At 58.6% G+C, this 19511-nt stretch carries 19 protein-coding genes and 1 pseudogene; 10 read left to right on the top strand and 10 right to left on the bottom strand.

Features of this window, described 5'->3' with window-relative positions; all coding sequences use genetic code 11:
- Positions 1–3: 3 nt before the first annotated feature.
- The 5 genes from QUE89_RS16520 to pilG all read right to left on the bottom strand — a co-directional run bounded on the left by QUE89_RS16520 (position 4) and on the right by pilG (position 4451).
- The gene (locus tag QUE89_RS16520; RefSeq protein ID WP_286221119.1) at positions 4–903 is read right to left on the bottom strand and encodes a CheR family methyltransferase; all 900 of its coding nucleotides are present in this window, start codon (positions 901–903) and stop codon (positions 4–6) included.
- A gap of 27 nt (positions 904–930) precedes the next feature.
- Positions 931–3006, bottom strand: a complete 2076-nt coding sequence (locus QUE89_RS16515; RefSeq protein ID WP_286221118.1) for a methyl-accepting chemotaxis protein — start codon at positions 3004–3006, stop codon at positions 931–933.
- Between the two features lie 91 nt (positions 3007–3097).
- A complete protein-coding gene (locus QUE89_RS16510) occupies positions 3098–3643 on the bottom strand; it encodes a chemotaxis protein CheW (RefSeq protein WP_203299363.1) in 546 nt (181 codons plus the stop codon).
- 20 nt (positions 3644–3663) lie between these two features.
- Positions 3664–4026, bottom strand: coding sequence for a twitching motility response regulator PilH (pilH, locus tag QUE89_RS16505; RefSeq protein ID WP_041342169.1), 363 nt, complete (start codon positions 4024–4026; stop codon positions 3664–3666).
- 32 nt (positions 4027–4058) lie between these two features.
- Positions 4059–4451, bottom strand: coding sequence for a twitching motility response regulator PilG (gene pilG, locus QUE89_RS16500; protein WP_041342172.1), 393 nt, complete (start codon positions 4449–4451; stop codon positions 4059–4061).
- 294 nt (positions 4452–4745) lie between these two features.
- On the opposite strand from pilG, the gene gshB reads away from it, so the two are divergent.
- From gshB to QUE89_RS16460, 8 genes are all read left to right on the top strand, one after another.
- Positions 4746–5708: a glutathione synthase gene (gene gshB, locus QUE89_RS16495; protein ID WP_286221117.1), complete on the top strand. Its 963-nt coding sequence runs from the start codon at positions 4746–4748 to the stop codon at positions 5706–5708.
- Positions 5709–5746: 38 nt separating this feature from the next.
- Positions 5747–6613, top strand: a complete 867-nt coding sequence (locus QUE89_RS16490) for an energy transducer TonB (protein WP_286221116.1) — start codon at positions 5747–5749, stop codon at positions 6611–6613.
- The gene (locus QUE89_RS16485) at positions 6610–7176 is read left to right on the top strand and encodes a YqgE/AlgH family protein (RefSeq protein ID WP_203299367.1); all 567 of its coding nucleotides are present in this window, start codon (positions 6610–6612) and stop codon (positions 7174–7176) included. Before QUE89_RS16490 ends, QUE89_RS16485 begins: the two co-directional genes overlap by 4 nt.
- Positions 7169–7612 carry a Holliday junction resolvase RuvX gene (gene ruvX / locus QUE89_RS16480; protein ID WP_286221115.1) on the top strand — a complete coding sequence of 148 codons (444 nt, stop codon included), beginning with the start codon at positions 7169–7171 and terminating at the stop codon, positions 7610–7612. The genes QUE89_RS16485 and ruvX overlap by 8 nt, the downstream gene beginning before the upstream one ends.
- 32 nt (positions 7613–7644) lie before the next feature.
- Positions 7645–8154: a bifunctional pyr operon transcriptional regulator/uracil phosphoribosyltransferase PyrR gene (gene pyrR / locus QUE89_RS16475; protein WP_203299369.1), complete on the top strand. Its 510-nt coding sequence runs from the start codon at positions 7645–7647 to the stop codon at positions 8152–8154.
- Positions 8155–8213: 59 nt separating this feature from the next.
- Positions 8214–9227, top strand: a complete 1014-nt coding sequence (locus tag QUE89_RS16470) for an aspartate carbamoyltransferase catalytic subunit (RefSeq protein ID WP_286221114.1) — start codon at positions 8214–8216, stop codon at positions 9225–9227.
- Positions 9224–10531, top strand: a complete 1308-nt coding sequence (locus QUE89_RS16465; RefSeq protein WP_286221113.1) for a dihydroorotase — start codon at positions 9224–9226, stop codon at positions 10529–10531. Before QUE89_RS16470 ends, QUE89_RS16465 begins: the two co-directional genes overlap by 4 nt.
- Positions 10532–10775: 244 nt before the next feature.
- Positions 10776–11762, top strand: coding sequence for a putative solute-binding protein (locus QUE89_RS16460; RefSeq protein ID WP_286222929.1), 987 nt, complete (start codon positions 10776–10778; stop codon positions 11760–11762).
- A gap of 60 nt (positions 11763–11822) precedes the next feature.
- Here the strand turns inward: QUE89_RS16460 and QUE89_RS16455 are convergent, their stop codons facing one another.
- Positions 11823–12095, bottom strand: a complete 273-nt coding sequence (locus QUE89_RS16455) for an HU family DNA-binding protein (protein WP_138438372.1) — start codon at positions 12093–12095, stop codon at positions 11823–11825.
- Positions 12096–12379: 284 nt separating this feature from the next.
- Here QUE89_RS16455 and QUE89_RS16450 point away from each other — a divergent pair, with 284 nt between their 5' ends.
- Together QUE89_RS16450 and QUE89_RS16445 are read left to right on the top strand one after the other, a co-directional pair.
- Entirely contained in the window at positions 12380–13444 is a 1065-nt protein-coding gene (locus QUE89_RS16450) for a hypothetical protein (protein WP_286221112.1), read from the top strand.
- A 7-nt stretch (positions 13445–13451) separates the two neighbouring features.
- Positions 13452–15536 (top strand): TRAP transporter large permease subunit, encoded by a 2085-nt coding sequence (locus tag QUE89_RS16445; protein ID WP_286221111.1) that lies wholly within the window; start codon positions 13452–13454, stop codon positions 15534–15536.
- A 74-nt stretch (positions 15537–15610) separates the two neighbouring features.
- Here the strand turns inward: QUE89_RS16445 and QUE89_RS17440 are convergent.
- The 4 genes and pseudogenes from QUE89_RS17440 to hslR form a co-directional block, all read right to left on the bottom strand.
- A pseudogene (locus tag QUE89_RS17440) lies at positions 15611–15700 on the bottom strand (PEP-CTERM sorting domain-containing protein); the annotation flags it as partial.
- A 752-nt stretch (positions 15701–16452) separates the two neighbouring features.
- Positions 16453–17985: a phosphoenolpyruvate carboxykinase gene (locus tag QUE89_RS16435; RefSeq protein ID WP_286221109.1), complete on the bottom strand. Its 1533-nt coding sequence runs from the start codon at positions 17983–17985 to the stop codon at positions 16453–16455.
- A gap of 173 nt (positions 17986–18158) precedes the next feature.
- On the bottom strand, positions 18159–19013 hold the full coding sequence (gene hslO, locus QUE89_RS16430) for an Hsp33 family molecular chaperone HslO (RefSeq protein WP_041342199.1): 855 nt from the start codon (positions 19011–19013) through the stop codon (positions 18159–18161).
- Between the two features lie 80 nt (positions 19014–19093).
- A complete protein-coding gene (gene hslR, locus QUE89_RS16425) occupies positions 19094–19501 on the bottom strand; it encodes a ribosome-associated heat shock protein Hsp15 (protein ID WP_286221108.1) in 408 nt (135 codons plus the stop codon).
- Positions 19502–19511: the final 10 nt, after the last annotated feature.

Genomic DNA, 19511 nt, shown 5'->3' with positions numbered 1-19511 from the left:
CGGTTATTCTTCGTCAGTCTGGCGCTTGATCCACGCCAGTACATGTTCCGAGGGTAGTCTCTGCAGACCCGGTGGCTGCCAATCGGTCAGCTCTCCCTGGCCCAGCACTAGCAATCCCCCGGGCGCCAGCCGCTCTGCAAGTCGCCTGACTATTTCCCGCCGGCGCCAGCGGCGGAAATAGATCAGCAGATTCTGGCAGAAAATAATGTTCATTCCGTGCATGGGAGCCTGGTCGAGGTCCAGCACGTTGAGTCTGGTAAAACACACCCGTTCACGGATGCTTTCTACAATCTCTACGGTGTTCCGCTCGGCCGGGCGGAAGTACCGGGTTTTCAGCTCTTCGTCCATCCCCATCAACTTGCGGGGGTTGAACAGGCCGTCTCGGGCCTTGTCAATCGCGGGCTTGCTGATATCGGAACCGGTAATCCCAAATAAGGGCTGCAACTCCAGCTGGCTCATGCATTCGTTCAGCACCATGGCCAGGGTGTAAGGTTCTTCACCGCTTGAACAGCCGACACTCCAGGCTTCCAGTGGCCGCTTGCGCAACTGCTCCCTCGGTCTGGTCAGTACATAATCCGCCACCAGGCGAAAGGCATCGGGATCCCGGAAGAACCGGGTTTCCTGGACCGTCAGACGATCCACCAGTGTTGACCATTCCTGGATGGCATCGGGCCCGGATACGATTTTCTCGTAGTAGGCCTGATAGCTGTTGCAACCGATTTCCCGCATTCGGATGCCAAGATTGGTTTCCAGAAATGAGCGCCGCTCTGCCGACAGGGTTATCCCGGTACGATGTTCCAGCAAGGTCTGCCACTGGCGGAACTGCGCCTCGTCCATGTCAGGGAGTCGGCGCAGTGACCAGATGCCTTCGGCGGGTGACAGGTTGTTATGCATTTGCGCCATAAACCGTCAACAGCCCCGGACCGAAAATCAGCCCACCACCGGAACGTCGCTGTCTTCCTCTTCTTCCTGGTCGGCCACGTCTTCTTCCGGCAGGGTGAAGCCGGCAACGGAGGACCGAAGCTCGGACGCCATTTCTGCCAGGTTACCGATAGACTTCGCGGTCGCGTTGGTACCGGACGAGGTCTGGGACGTGATTTCCTGGATAACGTTCATGGTGTTGGAGATGTGCGCAGCGGACGACGACTGCTGTCGTGCGGCGTTGGAGATGTTCTGGATCAGCTCCGCCAAAGACATGGATACGTTCTCGATTTCCTCGAGCGCGATACCCGCGTCCTGGGCCAGACGTGCACCACGGACCACCTCAGCGGTGGTGTGTTCCATGGAAATAACCGCCTCGTTGGTGTCAGACTGGATCGTCTTAACCAGGGCTTCAATCTGCTTGGTTGCCGCAGAAGAACGTTCCGCCAGGCGCTGAACTTCGTCGGCAACGACCGCGAAGCCCCGGCCTGCGTCACCGGCCATGGAGGCCTGGATCGCGGCGTTCAGGGACAGGATGTTGGTTTGGTCGGCGATGTCGTTGATCAACGATACGATGTCACCGATTTCCTGGGACGACTCACCCAGGCGCTTGATCCGCTTGGATGTTTCCTGGATCTGCTCACGGATGTTGTCCATGCCACGGATGGTGTTTTGTACCACCTCGGCACCTTTCTTCGCGATCGCAACCGACCGCTCAGCAACTGCGGAGGATTCGGCAGCGTTTGAAGATACCTGGTCGATGGAGACCGCCATCTCGTTAACCGCGGCAGAAGCGCCGGCAATTTCCTGAGCCTGGTGCTCGGAGGCGTCGGCCAGGTGCATGGCCGTGGCCTGGGTTTCCTGGGACGCTGATGCTACCCGAACCGCAGTACCCCGAATCGCCTGTACCAGTCCGCGCATCTGGTCGATCGCGTAGTTGATGGAGTCGGCGATGGCACCGGTGAAGTCCTCGGTTACCGTGGCCTCGGTAGTCAGGTCACCATCGGCCAGGTCAGCCAGCTCGTCCAGCAGTCGCAGGATCGCGTTCTGGTTTTGCTCGTTCTGCTCTTGAGTCGTTGACAGGCGTTCCTGGGTTTCCCGGTACAGGGCCAGGCCGATCATAACCACGATGGCAACCATGGCGGCCAGGATGATGAAGGCGAGGGTCGGGCTGACCAGTCGAGAGCCAGACTGGCTTCGGAAGCCTTCCGCCAGTACGGACAGTTCGGAGAGCAGAATCTCGGAATTCTGGAAGATGTCGCTGGCTGCAGTACGTACCTTGAAGAGGTCGGGAGAGGCTTCAAGGATGGCGTCTACGTTTTGGGAGACGAACTCGAACAGTTCATCAACGGCTTCGAGACCGTAGATGGCGTCTTCATCGTCTACCTTCGAGATGCCCATGGCCGGGTTGCCGTTGAGCTGTCCTTCCAGTACCCGTCCGAACAGGCTGGCGTCACGTCCGAAACGGTCTGCGGCGATAACCGCGTCTTCGTCACCGGACAGTACGTTGTTGACCGAGCGCACAATCCGTTCAGCCAGCAGTGACTGACGCTGTGCCAGCGCGATCTGCTCGGCCGGGGCGTCGTTGTCGAGCAGAATCTGAACGATGTCGTCGTACTCGACCTGCAGCTGTGGAATGGTTTCGTTCAGTGTGCGCGCAACTTCGTGCAGGCCCAGAACCGCGTCCTGGGTCGACAGGATGCTGTCGGCGTTTTCACGCACGGTATTCCAGTTGTCCTTTACGCCACTCTGGTTGGCCAGTTCACTGGGCGGGAGACCGGTTTCCGGGTTGCCCTCAGAGACGTTGTTCCAGAGCGTCTGGAACTCATCCCGTGAACGCCGGAGCTGGTTAAAGGCTTCGGCGGTACCGCCCGCGGCTTCTGTCGCGTTCTTCGCAATGGCCTGGGAAAGTACCCTCAGCTCAGCGGTGTTGGCGATGTACTCCTGGTCGTTCTGGCTGTCACTGTTAATGATAAACAGGACCACAACGAGCAGGACGGTGAGTGCAATCAGTGCGGCAATCAGACCGGCAACCAGCTTGTTGCCTCCCTGTCCCATACTGAGTCTTCCGGCTCTGTTTTTCATTTTCTGGCTCCCGGCCTCTTCTTAAAGATTGGCAAGTTTATTGTTGCGGGTATCAGGCGGTCAGGGTGATGTTCCTGCCAGTATCAACACCCTACCACTGTGCGACGTCGAGAAAGCGTTCGTCGTCGAGCAGATCAACGGCCGAAAAGACTTTCCAGACTTCTTCGTTACGCTCGTAGCCGCCTGTAACAAACGGCCGAACGTTTTCAGGCACACCTTTTGGTGCGTCCTTGAAACTGTCAGAAGCGAAGTACTGCATGCCCAACACACTGTCGACCACCAGCCCGCTGAAGATGTCTCCTTCCTCGACAACCAGCACCCGACGTTCGCGCAGACTGCGCGAAGAGCGGGGGATGTCAAAGAAACTGGCAAGATCTACCAGGGGAAGGAGGCGGCCACGGACGTTGGCGGCACCCAGGAGAAATGGGCGAACCCCAGGAATGTGGGTGAACCTCGGAACATGGAGGATTTCAGTGACTTCGCCCATGGGAGCCACATAGCGCTCACCGGCAAGAATAAAGCCGATACCGTTCCACAGCTCAACGGCTTCTTGTTGCTCCGGCAAGCCGGCCGCCATGGACCGGCTGCGCTGGGCGATATCCGTCAGAACGGCAAAGGGGGCGGTCTGGGCGGACATGCTTACTCCACGGTTGGGGATCAGGCAATCAGATTGTTGATTGTTTTGATCAGATCGTCTTCGTTAACCGGCTTGACCAGATAACCTTTGGCGCCCTGACGGGTACCCCAGACACGGTCCGTTTCCTGATCCTTGGTGGTCACGATAACCACTGGGATGGAGGCGGTTTCTGGAGCGCGGGTCAGCTGGCGGGTAGCCTGAAAGCCATTCAGGCCGGGCATGACAACGTCCATCAGCACCAGGTCAGGCGTTTCTGCGCGGGCTTTGGCAACCCCGTCTGCGCCGTTATCGGCGGTCAGAACGTCGTGCTGGTGCTTTTCCAGGATGGAGGAGATCTTCTTCACCTCGGTGGGGGAGTCGTCAACAATGAGAATGCGAGCCATGGGTTCCTCGATGGTTCTGGGTTTCAGCAGGTTTACTGTGCCGCCTGGGGGATATATTGGCGGATAGTATTGAGCAGCTCGTCCTTGCTGAACGGTTTGGTCAGGTATTGGTCAGAGCCGACGATGCGGCCCTTTGCCTTGTCGAACAGGCCGTCCTTGCTGGAGAGCATAATAACCGGCGTCTTTTTAAAGGAGGAATTGTTCTTGATAAGTGCGCAGGTCTGGTAGCCATCCAGTCGCGGCATCATGATATCGACAAAGATGATGTCCGGCTGGGAATCGGCAATTTTGGCCAGAGCGTCAAAGCCGTCAGTTGCGGTGATCACCTCACAGCCGACTTTTTTCAGAAGGGTTTCTGCGGTGCGACGAATGGTTTTGCTGTCGTCGATCACCATGATCTTCAAATTCTCGAAGTTGTCATCCATTGTCCAACTGCCTTGCGCTCAGCGACTGTCATTATTTTACAACGGGTTTTAGCACAAACCTTACGGCTGTTCTATAAACCCCGCCTATTTATAGAGTATCAATGGCTGGATAAAAAGTATTACTTTGTGACCAAATGTACTTCCGCCTGCAACGTCACGTAATCGGCTGAGGATTTCTGCGGATGCATTCGTGGCTCGGGTACAATACCATTCGACGTCTCAGCATAGCACTTATTGCCCGGTCCACTCTGCTGACCGGTTCGTGTTTTCAACCCTTGGATTTCAAGAGGCACTATGACAGTCCGACTCGGGATCGTGATGGATCCAATAGAGGATATCCACTTCAAGAAAGACAGTTCACTGGCGATGTTGCTGGCGGCGCAAAAACGTGGCTGGGAAATCGAATATATGGAACTGCCGGACATGTACATGGACGGTGGCAGGGCCATGGCCGAAACCAGGGGCCTGACGGTGCACAACGATCCCGAAAACTGGTACAGCTTTGGACCCAGTCAGGATCGTGCTCTGGGGGACCTGGATGTCATCCTGATGCGCAAGGACCCACCAGTGGACCGTGAGTTCCTGATGGCGACCTACATCCTTGAGTCGGCGGAGCAGCAAGGTGCCCTGGTGGTGAACCCGGCGGCAACCCTGCGGGATTGCAATGAGAAGCTGTTTGCTACCCAGTTCGAGGATCTGACCCCGCCGTTGTTGGTAAGCCGGTCAGCGACCCGATTCAAGGAATTTTACGCCCGCCATGGTGATGTCATCATGAAACCGGTCGATGGCATGGGCGGACACTCGATTTTCCGGATCCGGGAAAACGACTTTAACCTGGGCGTCATCATTGAAACGCTGACCAATTACGGTGAGCACCAGGCCATGGCCCAGAAGTACATTCCGGAGATCACCGACGGCGACAAGCGCATTCTGATGATTGAGGGCGAACCTGTGCCTTACGCCCTTGCACGTATTCCGTCGCAAGGCGAGAATCGTGGCAATCTGGCGGCAGGTGGCCGAGGTGAAGGGCGCGAATTGACGGCGCGGGACCGCGAGATCTGCGACCGTGTTGCCCCGATCATCAAGGAAAAAGGCCTGATGTTTGTCGGGCTTGATGTCATTGGCGATTATCTCACTGAAATCAATGTAACCAGCCCCACCTGTATCCGCGAGCTCGACACGGCGTTCGGCATCGATATTGCCGGCCTGTTGATGGACGCGGTTGCCAAGCGCCTGGAGGCGCGAAAACGGGCGTAATGCCTGGCCCGGGGCTAACGATTTAACCAGGATCTGGAATGGCAGTTCAGGTAAGCGACTTCGACCGGTTTTCCTTTACCCTTTTTATGGCGCTCGCGGTGCATGCCATGATCGTGTTGGGGATTACCTTTGCCCCGGAGCCGCCCCGGTCTTCGGCACAGACCATGGAAATTACCCTGTCGCAGTTTGAGGACGAACTGGCACCGGAAGAAGCCGATTTTCTGGCTCAGACCAATCAGCAGGGCAGTGGCAGTGAGGAACAGGCCGAGGAAATGACCACGCCGAACCCGGCCCAGGTCAGCCAGCAGGAAGAGGCCCAAGTGCAACCGGAGCCGCCTTCGAAAACGGAACCGCAGCCTGTGCGTGAACAACAGGTGGTGCAAACCGAGGCCCAGTCCAGTCGCAAGATTGAGCAGCCGACGGAACGCACCGAACCGGTTGAGGAGCCGGTGCCGGTTCGTGAAAAGAAGAGCCTGATGGAGCGGAGCCTGGAAATTGCGAGCCTGGAAGCGCGCCTTGATGCCCAGCAACAGGCCTATGCACGCAAGCCGCGAGTGATGCGGGTGACGGCCGCCTCGACCCTGAAATCGACCAACGCCTGGTACGTCCAGAACTGGATCAGCAAGGTCACCCGGGTTGGCAACATCAATTACCCCACCGAAGCACGACGCGCAGGAATTTACGGCACACTTCGAATGCTGGTTTCCCTCCGCAAAGATGGCACAATCAAGGAAGTGGCGGTGCTTCAGTCCTCCGGAAGTACAGTGCTGGATGACGCCGCCATCCGAATCGTCCGAATGGCGTCGCCGTTTGCGCCGTTCCCGGACTCTATGGGCAAGAAGGTGGACGAATTGGAAATCATACGAACCTGGTCTTTCCAGCGGCGGGGGCTGACTTCCGGATGACAGCATCAAAGCATTCTCCCAACAGCCTGAGGCACCACTTCCTGGTGGCGTCACCCTATCTTGCGGACCCACGTTTCCACGGCGCGGTGATCTACCTGTGCGAGCATTCCGACGATGGCGCACTTGGCCTGATGATCAACCAGCCCCTGGACATCCACCTGGGTGAAATCCTGGAACAACTGGATATGCACGGCGGCGAACTGGATCTTCCGGTATACAGCGGCGGTCCGGTAGAGCCTGAGCGGGGGTTTGTCCTGCACCCGCCGGGAACCAGCTGGCAGAATACCGCCGAGGTGACCGACGATGTGCTGCTGACTACGTCCCGGGATATTCTGGCCGGCATCGGTCAGAACCAGGGGCCGGAGGAATTCCTGGTGGCCCTGGGCTATGCCGGCTGGAGTGAGGGCCAGCTTGAACAGGAACTGGGCAGCAACTCCTGGCTCACCTGTCCCGCCTCCACCGACATTATCTTCCGTACCCCCTGGGAAGATCGCTACAAGGCGGTGTTGAAGCTGATCGGCATCGATTTGAACCAGCTCAGTGAGTCCATTGGACATGCCTGAACCGGGCAACCGTCGCGTGCTGGCTTTCGATTACGGCACCCGCCGCATCGGCGTAGCCTCGGGTCAGGAAATGCTGGGTACCGGTCAGCCCGTGGCGATGATTCCGGCCCGGGATGGCATTCCTGATTGGTCCAAAGTGGAGGCATTGCTCCAGGAATGGCAGCCGGACCTGGTAGTGGTGGGCTTGCCGCTGAACATGGACGACACCGAGAACGAGATGTGTGCCCGGGCCCGGAAATTCGGCAACCGACTCCACGGCCGCTACCATGTGGCTGTCGAGATGGTGGATGAGCGCCTCACCAGTTTCGAAGCCAAGGGTGAGGTGATGGCCGCCGGGGGTAGTCGGGATTTCGGCCGCCACGGTGTTGATGACCGGGCCGCCGTACTGATTCTGGAAACCTGGTTTGGCCTCCAGCGTGACCGGGTCGATCACTGACCGATCAAGGCCTCTACAACAGCGAGGAAGTAATGACCGCACTGCTTGATATCGACCAGCTGCTGAATGAGCTGGAAACCGGCCTGCGCCAGGTTCTGGCAGACCGGGGCGTGGACCAGCCGGCATTGATAGGCATCCGGACCGGTGGTGTCTGGCTCGCCGATGTACTCAGCAAGCGCCTGGGCCTGGATGAGCCCTTCGGTGAGCTGGATATTTCCTTCTACCGTGATGATTTCAGCCGTATTGGCCTGAACCCGAGGGTGAAGCCCTCGAGCCTGCCGTTCGATACCGAAGGTCGTGACGTGATTCTGATCGACGATGTGATCATGAGTGGCCGGACTATTCGTGCTGCCATGAACGAGATCTTCGACTATGGTCGTCCAGCCAGTATCATTCTGGCCACCCTGATTGATCTGGGCGCCCGGGAACTGCCGGTGCAGCCTGACGTTGTTGGCCGGACCCTGGCCCTGGAAGCGCATCAGCGGGTGAAGCTGCGGGGTCCCGATCCCTTACACATTGAGCTCCAGGAAGCCGGACATTGATTCGGCTTTTTTTGGCCATACGCTAACGATAAGAAACCCGAACAGCATACAGGCGACTCATGACCGCAAACGATCCTTCCCCGCACCACTTGCAGCTGACCCGGGATGGTCAGTTGCGCCATTTCCTGACTCTCGACGGTCTAAGCCGTGACCTGTTGACGGACATTCTGGATACCGCTGATTCCTTCATCGAAGTGGGGGAGCGCACCATCAAGAAGGTTCCGCTGCTGCGAGGACGCACGGTGGTGAACCTGTTCTTTGAGTCCAGTACCCGTACCCGAAGTACCTTCGAGTTGGCAGCAAAACGGCTGTCCGCCGACGTGCTTAATCTGGATATCAGCACTTCGGCCACCTCCAAAGGTGAATCCCTGTCCGATACCCTGCTGAATCTCGAGGCGATGGCCAGCGACATGTTTGTTGTGCGCCATTCTCAGAGTGGAGCGCCACACTTTATCGCCGAGAGCGTCACGCCCGGGGTGGCCATCATCAATGCCGGTGATGGCCGTCATGCCCACCCGACCCAGGCCATGCTGGACATGCTCACCATTCGCCAGCACAAGGGCGGATTCGAGGGCCTGAAAGTCGCCATTGTTGGAGACGTCTTGCACTCACGGGTAGCGCGCTCGCAGATCCGGGCGCTCAATGTCCTCGGTGTCGCCGAGGTGCGGGTCATTGCGCCGGGCACCTTGTTGCCCAAGGATGTCGAGAGCCTGGGCTGTACCGTTTACTACGACATGGCTGAGGGCATGAAAGACCTCGATGTGGTGATCATGCTTCGGCTCCAGAACGAGCGAATGGAGGGTGCCCTGTTGCCCAGTGAGCGAGAGTTCTATCGGCTGTACGGGCTGAACCGGGACAAGCTGGCGCTGGCGCATCCGGATTGCATTGTGATGCACCCGGGCCCGATCAACCGTGGAGTTGAGATTGAATCGGCAGTGGCCGATGGGCCGCAGTCGGTCATCCTGAATCAGGTGACCAACGGCATCGCGATCCGCATGGCGGTAATGTCCATGGCCATGGGCGGGCAGCTTGCCGAACGCCAGCGCACGCAGACTCAGGGAGGACAGGTATGAGTCGTTCAGTTCAAGACAGCGGCGCAAGCCTGAAGATTGTTGGCGGGCGCCTGCTGGATAGCCTGGATACCGACGCCGAGAACACCGCCCTGCTCATTAAAGACGGCCACATTGTGGCCATGGGCGAGGCGGCGGCACGGGCCAGTGCCGATGGAACTGTGAATGCCGAAGGCTGTGTCATCAGCCCGGGCTTTGTCGACCTGCACTGCAACCTGAGGGAGCCGGGCAACGGTCAGAAAGGCAATATCGAGTCGGAAACCCGGGCGGCCGCCCACGGTGGCTTCACCACGGTGTGCGCCTCGCCGGAGACATCGCCGGTCAATGACTCGGGTGCGGTGACCAACCTGATCCGGGATCTGGCCAGCAACCGGGCCTCTGTTCACGTTCTGCCGGTGGGTGCCATCACCCGGGGCCTGGAAGGCGAACTGCTCAGTGATATGGCGGGTCTGGCCGCTGCTGGCTGTGTCGCGGTGGGCAATGGCGGCCGGGGTGTGCGCAATGCCCGGGTTCTGCGTCGGTGTATGGCCTACGCCCAGACCTTTGGCCTGACGGTCATGTTCCGACCGGAGAACCAGGCCCTGGCGGCGGATGGCTATGCCCACGATGGCGTGGTGACGTCTCGTCTGGGGTTACTTGGCATTCCTGAAGTGGCCGAAACCACGGCGGTGATGGAGATGATCCTGCTGGCCGAAGAAACCGGGGCACGGTTGCACCTGAGTCAACTGTCCTGTGCCCGCAGTGTCGAGATGCTTGCCGAGGCCCGCAGTCGTGGTATTGCGGTAACCGCCGACGTGGCCATTCATCAGCTGCTGTTCACCGAGGACGCGTTGGCCGGCTTCGACAGTCGTTTCCATGTCCGGCCGCCGCTGCGCAGTGAACGCGATCGGAAGGCACTGCTTGCCGGTGTCCGGGACGGCGTCATCGATGCCATCACCAGCCAGCACCAACCCCACGATACAGCGGCCAAACAGGCTCCCCTGGCGGCCACCGAACCGGGTCTGTCCACCATTGAGAGTGTTCTCTCCCTGGGGCTGGAGTTGGTGGAACTGAATGAGCTGGGATTCCCGGAACTTATGCGGGCGCTGACTTCGGGGCCTGCTTCGGTTCTGGGACGCACCGCCCGATTGGCGGAGGGTGAAGTGGCCGACCTGTGCGTGTTCAACCCAGAGCACTACTGGACGCCGGCAGACGATACCCTGCTTTCGGTAGGTCGCCACGCGCCGGTTACCGGTCGCGAAGTGCCGGGTGTGGTGCGCCTGACCCTGGCTGGGGGCAAGGTGGCCTGGCAGCACCCGGAGACCTGAGCGCGGATCCCGGTCAAAATGCGGCAGAGGTAGTGATATCTCTGTCGACACCATCACAGAATCTCCTGTTGTTCCTGAAAAGTCCTTGATGACAGCCACCGGTGCCAACGTATCCTTACCGAGGCCGGCTTACTGTCAGCCAAGGAAAGCGGGCCGGTCGGTACACCTGGACGTACCGGCGCCCGACAATAAAAACATCAGGAGTCCTCCCGTGACATCAGCAACCTTCCCGCATCGGGTGGCCATGGCTGCCGCCCTGTGTGTCAGTCTTTTTTCCCCTACCCTGAGCCATGGCCAGGGTGAAACGCTGAAACGCAGCTTTTGCGTATTCGATCCGGTAGGTGCTAATGGCCCCCTGTTTGCCATCACCAAGACCTTCCAGCCGGTGGCCCTGAAGCAGGGCATCAAGCTGAACCTTCGGGCCTATACCGATGAAAAGGTGGCCGCCGAGGACTTCAAGGCGGGCCAGTGCGATGCTGTGTTGCTCACTGGCACCCGGGCCCGGGAGTTCAACAAGTTCACCGGCAGCCTGGAAGCGATGGGAGCCGTTCCCGGCGAGCAGGAGATGCGCCTTCTGTACAACACCCTTAGCCAGGCCAAGGCTCGACCATTCCTGATTGACGGCCCCTATGAAGTCGCCGGTGTGTTCCCGGGTGGGGCGATTTACCTGCATACCCGTGACCGTGGAATCGATTCCGTGGAGAAGCTCCAGGGCAAGCGTATTGCGACCCTGGATTATGATCAGGCTTCCGTGCGCATGGTCCGGCACGTTGGTGCTTCGGTGGTGGGCTCTAACTCGGCCAATTTTGCCGGAAAATTCAATAATGGCAGCGTCGACCTCGCCTACGCCCCGGCAGTTGCCTACACACCGCTTGAACTCTACAAGGGCGTTGAGCCTAACGGTGCCGTCGTGAAATACGCGATTGGCTACATGAACTTCCAGGTGATTATCCACCGTGACCGTTTCCCGGATGAGGCGGCTCAGATGGTGCGTAATGAATCAATCAAACGCATTGATGAAGCGTACGACATCATCGCCCAGGCCGAAGCGGAGATTCCCAAGACGGTGTGGATGAACTTGCCGCAGGAAGACACTGCCGAGTACGACAAGATGCTGCGCAAGGTGCGGCTGTCGCTGCTGGATGATGGGGTTTTTGACGAACGGGCCATCAAGTTGATGAAGGCGATTCGGTGCCGGGTGGATGCAACCCGCGCAGAGTGTGCTTCCTGAAAGTGATTTGCGTTGTTGTTCGCGATATAACGGGGCCTGTCAGCGCAGGCCCCGTCTTAGTCAGCTGATTTTATCCTTAAGTCCCTTGCCGGCCTTGAAGCCAACGGTCTTGCTGGCCGGAATGCGAATGCTGGCTCCGGTTTGCGGGTTCCTGCCATCCCGCGCTTCCCGGGAGCGAATATTGAACGTACCAAAACCGATCAGGGTGACGTCTTCACCCCTCGCAGCGGCCGCAGAGACCTGATCGGTAAACGCGGTAATCACCTCGCTGGCCTTGTCGCGGGTTAGGCCGGTTTGATCAGCAATAGCGGCAGCTAGTTCGGGTTTGCGCATCGGATACTCCTTTTTTATTTCTGTTTTGGTCTGGGTGCTGGCTACAGGCGCGATGGCCTGCAGTTGGTCTCATCTATAGTGGGTTGGCGTTCAATGTGCAAATTCCGGCTCCGGGATTTGCCGCGGTGTTTGGCGTCATTTGCGGCGCCGGTCTCATAAAAACAGGATCTTGTGAGCCATAATGCGGCCTTGGTTACAGTCTGTAACACGGTGGGTTGGGCTGGATCGGCGGCATCATGCCCACGCACAACGTTGAGAATAAAAACGCTAAAGGTAGACCTACGATGACAGATCCCCTGACTCACTCACTGGAACGATCACCCGTTTGGCCCCGGCTGAAGGGATGGGGTGCCGCACTGATGGCAGGGGCGTTACTCAGTGGCTGTGGAGCAGTCAACAACATGCTCTACAAGACCACGGGCGACGTCATGCAAGGCTTCTCCCGGGATCACACCGTGCCTTACCTGCTGGAAAGCAGCGATCTGGCCATGGGCTGTGCTATGAGTGAGGCTACCGCGCCGCTGCTGATGTCCTTCGGTCGGGTCACTTCTGAGCCGGATCAGCTGGCCGTCATGCTGTATCTTTCGGCGGGTGGTTGCGCCGAGGAGAAGGCCCGGGAGTTCGAGCTGGATGGTCTGGCGGCCATGCACGCCATGAATGCCAACGAAGCCGAGGACGCCCTGATTCGTCAGAAACGCGCCTATGTCCTGGCTTCCGAGCGCTATTTCAAGGGCTGGAAGCATCACAATGCCTACTACGGTGCGCCCGGAACTGGCGAATGCCCGGATTTCGCCGATGACAAAGATGAGTTTATTTACCTGGCGGGCCTGTTGTCTGGCCTGCAGGCGCTGAATGCCCAGATCCAGTCGACATCTTCCATAGGCGTACCTGCCAATGTCGGCTCGATTGTCGCCCGGGCAACGGAATGTCTTGAGAACGAAAAGTGGTGGGGAGCCCCCATGGCGCTTCGGGCAACTGTCTGGGCCATGATCCCGGGCGCAGAGCCGGAAGGTGAAAATGCCTTCGAACGCCTCGATATTGCCGACGGGCAGGGCGAGGCAGCAGGGGTTCGTCTGCCGCACGTATTCCACGCCATCGCAGCGATTAACAAGGGTGACCAGGATCTGGTCAAACACGTCATTCGGGAGCACGCGCGCTCGCTCGAGCAGACACCCGCCAACGCCGACTGGCGATTTGTAGATGCCATGGCCACCAACATGATCGTCGCCATTTCCGATCGGCTCTGGGTGGAGAATACCGGCCATCGCACCCCTCTGGGCCAGCTGGGCAGCTTTTGGGATGACCAGCCGGACGAGGTAGAAACCATGAACCTGGACGACCTGTTGTAACTTCGCCATGTCCCAGAATGTAGCGCTTTCCAAGGTTGGAGTCCGTCGCAGCGGGTTGGAGTGGTTCTCCTCTCTGCCCGCCTGTCTGTTGCTGTTGGCGGTGGTGGTATTCTCGACCAGTAGTGATATCCACAACCAGATGCTGCGCGGGGGCGAACAGCTCTGGAGCGGCTATTACAAGCTGCGAATGGATCCGGTTCAGCCCACCTGCAACGCTAACCGAGACGTTGATGCGACCGTTGCGGCGGAAATGGCGGAAGCGCCGGCCAGCGACGATCCGATGGCGGCTCTGCTCGGCGCTGTGGAGAAGAATCCGGCAGAAGTGCGGCTTGCCATTGAGCGGTCGCTGGCGGATTGTCGGGAAGCCTACCAGAGCTACCAAAGCCTTCAGGGGCAGCTGACGCTGGGTGTCAAAGCTTACCGGGCGGTTGAGCTGTTCATTGCCGATCTGATTGCCTTTGGGCTCTCGTCCCAGCGCTATATCCTCGTTCTCCTGGTCATGCTGTGCGCGGTAACCGCTACGCTGACCCGCCACCACATTGCCATGCGAGCCATGGAAACCCGGCTGGACTACGTTGTATCCCATACCCTGCAAACCATCGCCAATGCCATGTTGCTGGGGTCCAGTGTCATATTCCGCCAGTCCACCCTGGGGGCCGAAACCTCGGTCTCATCGGAAGAATTGCTGCTGCATAATTTCTGGATTGCGGGCTTTGGTTGCCTGACCCTGGCCAGCCTTTATCGCTTATTCCGGGTACCGGAAGAGCTGGAAGAGGGCGGCAATTTGAACAAGGCGTTCCTGGCCGTGCCGCTCTACACCGGGATGTGTCTAATCTCTGGCAGTTACTTTGCGCTAATCGGCCATGCCTCGGGAATTGGCATCTATCTCGGCAAGATGATGGAACTGTCCGACATGTTCCTGAATGTAGGTCTGTACGTTTGGGTTGGCATGATGCTGAAGCAGACCCGCTTGGCCACCCTGGTGTTTAATGTCTTCCGGCCCTGGCGCATGCCGCCGGAAATGCTGGCCGTGGTGGCGGTATTGGTTGCTGCCATCCCGACCGCCTACACCGGTGCTTCGGGTATCTTTGTGATTGCCGCCGGTGCGGTCATCTACAGTGAATTACGGGCCGCGGGCGCCCGACGTCAGCTGGCGCTGGCTGCCACGGCCATGTCCGGCTCACTGGGTGTCGTGTTGCGTCCGTGCCTTCTGGTGGTGGTGATAGCGTACCTGAACCGGGAAGTCACCACGGACGATTTGTTTGGCTGGGGCATTTGGGTGTTTGTCCTGACCGCCACGATGTTTCTTTTGGTGGCACTGACCGTGAATCGCCAGAGCAAGTTCGAGTTGGCGCCGTCTTCAGTGGCGTTTCCGGCCATGCTACAAGCAATGAAGCCGCTAATTCCCTATGTGCTGGTAATCGTTGCCGTAGTGCTTCTGTACCGAACGGCGCTGGATGTCAGCATGGATGAATTCTCTGCGCCACGCCTGTTGCCGGTGATTATGCTGGCCATCCTCGCGTACGAGCACTTCGGCCTGAAACCCCGCCGGGGCAAGGCCTCGGGCGAGACTGACCACCCGGGCCTGGAAAGCTGCTTGCGGAAAGCCACCAACGACACGACGGCGGAAATCGGTGCCCTGCTTCTGTTGTTGGGACTGTCCGTTAGTATTGGTGGTGTGATCGAGCGTTCCCACATCATGCAAAGTTTTCCACAGGCGTTCGACAGTGCCTGGTCGGCCATGCTTCTGATGGTGGTCATCCTGGTGATACTGGGCATGATCATGGACGCCTTCGGCGCGGTCATTCTGGTCACAGCAACCGTGGCGACTATTGCCTATGCCAGCGGCATTCACCCGATTCACTTCTGGATGGTCACCCTGGTGGCCTTCGAGCTGGGCTACCTGAGTCCGCCGGTGGCGCTGAATCATTTGCTGACCCGGCAAGTGGTGGGTGAAGCGGAAGTGTTGGCGGCCCAGCAGGAATCCGGCACCTTTTACCAGCGCCATGAACGCATCATCATGCCGCTCATTGCTATGGGGATCTCGCTGGTGCTGGTGGCGTTCGTGCCTCTGCTGTTCTACGCAGAATAAAGACGCCCGAAGCTGGGCTTCGGGCGAACTTGCTCGTGCTGAGCGTTCCAGCGGTCAGTTGACCATTGGCAGGATCAGGCAGTTTTGCGACGGCGAATGGCACCGATTCCAGCCAGGCCCAAGCCCAGGAGGGCGAGCGTGCCCGGCTCAGGAGTCTTGATGGCTTTGAGTGCAAAGTCGTCTAGCAACGGGCGATCCGCACGAAAATCGATGGTTTGAGCCGCAGCGCCGACCATGATGGCAAGCATGCCTGGTTGGCTCGACATGGTGCCGGTGAAGCTCATCCAGCTGCCGCCATCCAGACGATATTCGCCCTTCTCGTCGTAACAGAATGGGCAAGGCCCCTCATTCGCGAAAAGCTTGTGTAAAACGATTTTTTCAATTAGGGCTGACGCGCCCAGATCGATCGACAGCATTTCCCTGTTATCAACTTCATCACCCGTTCCGGTGAGAAAATCACGGTCGTAGATTCCAAGACCGTGGCTACTATCATGGGTCAGACGTCCGTGATTGGTTGACGCGGTCACGGCGCCCACGGTGTGGCTGCTGGTGCCTCCCGCCCCAGACCAAGCCGCACTGGAGAAATCAATCAGTGCGGCAGTAGCTGACGTGGCGGTCATTGCCAATGCCAAACCGACTCCCTGCAGTATTCTGGTGAATTTAGGCATATTCCTGTTCCTTCTGTTTTTTGGTTAAGCCCTCCCTTAGGCTCGGAACAGTAGAAGCATCAACGATGCCAGGACACTAAAAATGCTCGACGTGGCAAGGAGTTGTACAGTAACCGAACGGCTCTTTTGGCAAATATGTAAAATAAGCTGACGTGTATTCCGGCTGAAAGTGCCTCTATGATCATCGGTACCATTAATACAAAAAAAGCGCCGTGCTTTCGCAGGGCGCTTTTTTTATTCGGGCTGGCTTAGAGCTTCGGGCCGGCCTCAACAATCGCGTCAGAGACGTCGAACTTCTTGAAGTTCTCCACGAACTGGGAGATCAGCTCCGCCGCCTTACCGTCGTAGTACTCCGGGCTGGTCCAGGTGTTACGTGGATTCAACAGCGAGGAGTCTACCCCTGGGATGTACTTGGGTACGTCCAGGTTCAGGGTCGGCAGGTGCTCCGTTTCCACGTCGTCCAGATCGCCGTTCTGAATGGCGGCAATGATGGCGCGGGTGGTCGGGATGCTGAAGCGTTGGCCTTCACCGTAAGGACCGCCGGTCCAGCCGGTGTTTACCAGGAACACCTTGCTGCCGAACTCGTCCATCCGCTTCATCAGCAGTTCGGCGTAAACGCCGGCCGGACGCGGGAAGAACGGTGCGCCAAAGCAGGTGGAGAAGGTGGACTTCAGCTTGGACGAAGAACCCATCTCGGTAGAGCCAACCAGCGCGGTGTAACCGCTCAGGAAGTGGTAGGCCGCCGCTTCTTTGGTCAGGATCGACACCGGCGGCAATACACCGGTCATGTCGCAGGTCAGGAAGACGATGTGCGAAGGCTCGCCAGCACGGTTCTCAAGTACACGCTTTTCCACATGCTCCAGCGGGTAGGCGCAGCGGGAGTTCTCGGTGAGCGAGACGTCGGTGTAGTCCGGTTCGCGGGTTTCCGGATCAATGGTGACGTTTTCGACGATGGCACCAAAGCGGATTGCGTCCCAGATAATGGGCTCGTTCTTTTGGGACAGGTCGATGCACTTGGCGTAGCAGCCACCTTCCACATTGAATACGGTGCCTGGGCCCCAGCCGTGCTCGTCGTCACCGATCAGGAAGCGGTTCGGATCGGCAGACAGGGTAGTCTTGCCAGTGCCTGACAGGCCGAAGAACAGGCAGGTCTGGCCGTCTTCGCCGACGTTGGCCGAGCAGTGCATCGGCAGAACGTCTTTTTCGGGCAGCAGGAAGTTCTGTACGGAGAACATGGCCTTCTTCATTTCGCCGGCGTAGTGCATCCCAGCCAGAAGGACCTTGCGCTTGGCAAAGTTGATCATGACCGTACCGTTGCTGTTGGTGCCATCGCGCTCGGGATCGCACTCAAAGTTGGCGGCGTTCAGGATCTGCCATTCCTGCTTGTCGGCCGGATTGTAGCTGTCCGGGCGAATGAACAGGTTGCGACCAAACAGGTTCTGCCACGCGGTTTCGGTGGTCATCTTGACCGGGAGATAGTGCTCGGGATCAGAGCCGACGTGAACGTGAGACACGAACTGGTCTTTCTCGGCAATGTAGGCCTCAACTCGATCCCAGAGGGCGTCGAACTTTTCGGCGTCAAACGGGCGGTTGATCGGACCCCAGTGGATATCATCAGCGGTGCTCGGCTCTTCGATGATAAAACGGTCCATGGGAGACCGGCCTGTGCGCTCACCGGTTTTCACAACCAGTGAACCGTTAGCAGCTAGCTGGCCTTCGTTGCGCGCCAGTGCCTGCTCGACCAGTTGTGCTGTACTCAGATCATTATAAGTGTTGCTCACTTCGACCTCGCCCTTGGGATGTCTTCGTGATTGCTCAGGCCGCCCCCCAAAATTTGGCGGAAATCTGAACAATCGGGTCAATTCAGGCGCGCTATTATGCCAGAGGCGCCGGTAAAAAACGACTGCCCCGGAAGCCGCGCCATGAGCGGCTTCCGGGCATGTACATGAAGGTGTCAGTGTAACGTGTGACCGGTGAAAAGATGATCAATATCGTTTCTATCGAAGCGATAGTGTGCGTGACAGAACTGGCAGTCCATATCGATCTGGCCTTGTTCATCCAGGATGCTGTAGCACTCGTCTTTGCCAATCGCTTCCAGGGCGCCCAGGGTCCGTTCGCGCGAGCAGCTGCACCGGAAAGCGACAGTCTCGGGTTCGAACAGGCGCACGGTTTCCTCGTGGAATAGACGGTGCAGGATGGTTTCACTGTCCAGTTCCAGCAACTCAGACGCTTCCACGGTGCGGGCCAGGTGGTTGACTCGCTCCCAAAGATCGTCGTCCTGCTCTGTGGTGCCCGGCATGCGCTGAAGCAGTAGGCCGGCTGCGCTGTGCTCATCGGCGAATAGAATCAGGCTGGTGGCAATCTGCTCGGAGCGCTCGAAGTATTCCTCCAGGCAGCCCGCCAGGCTGTTCTCTTCCCGAGGTACGACGCCCTGATAACGGTTGCCTTTGTTCGGGGTGATGGTGATCGCCATTCGGCCCTCACCGAGCATGTCGTGCAGGTTTTCTTCGCTGACGGCGTGCTCATCGAAGCGGGCCAGGCCGCGAATGTAACGGTCATGGCTGCATTCAGCCATCAGGGTGCGGAGCGGGCCTTCGCCCTGGGCCTGCAGAGACAGGGTGCCTTCGAACTTGAGGGTGCTGCTCATCAGCACGCTGGCCACCAGTGCCTCACCCAGCAGACCGCGAACGGAATCGGGGTAGGGGGCCTGGCTGCCGATTTCCTGGAAGCTTTCCCCCAGTTGGACCCAGGCGCCCCGGACTTGGCTGTCCTCAAAGATAAAGCGCTGGAATTGGTCACGGGATGCCATGGTGTATCTCCTGAAAAAACTGAGTTGGGCTCAGAGCCGAGCCCGGTTTTGGTCGTTCGGCGCGCTGCGCTGGAAAAGAGTCAGATGTTGTTCTGCTCGCGGAAACGCTGGATATCGCGGCGGTCTTTCTTGGACGGCCGTCGCGCCGGTGGTAATTGGGCGGCCTGCATGGTTTTACGCTGCCACGCGAGGTCTTCCCGTTTTTTAATGCTGTCGTCGGTCTCGTGATAAAGCTTCTGGGCTTCCGGGGCGCCCCGACGGCGGTCGCTAATGTCGTCAACGATGATGACTTTTTCCTGCCAACCCAATCGCAGAGTCAACTTTGCGCCGGTTTCCACCATCCTGCCGGGCTTGCAGCGCTGGTTGTTGTAGTGGACCTTGCCGCCCTCAATGGCTTCCTTGGCCAGGGAGCGGGTTTTGTAGAAACGCGCCGCCCAGAGCCATTTGTCGAGTCTTACGCGGTTGTCGTCAGTGGTGGGTGCCGCCATGTCTCCTCGC

Source organism: Marinobacter sp. LA51, from assembly GCF_030297175.1.
In the GTDB taxonomy this organism is placed as follows: Bacteria; Pseudomonadota; Gammaproteobacteria; order Pseudomonadales; family Oleiphilaceae; genus Marinobacter; species Marinobacter apostichopi.
This window is presented reverse-complemented; position numbering and strand designations above follow the sequence as displayed.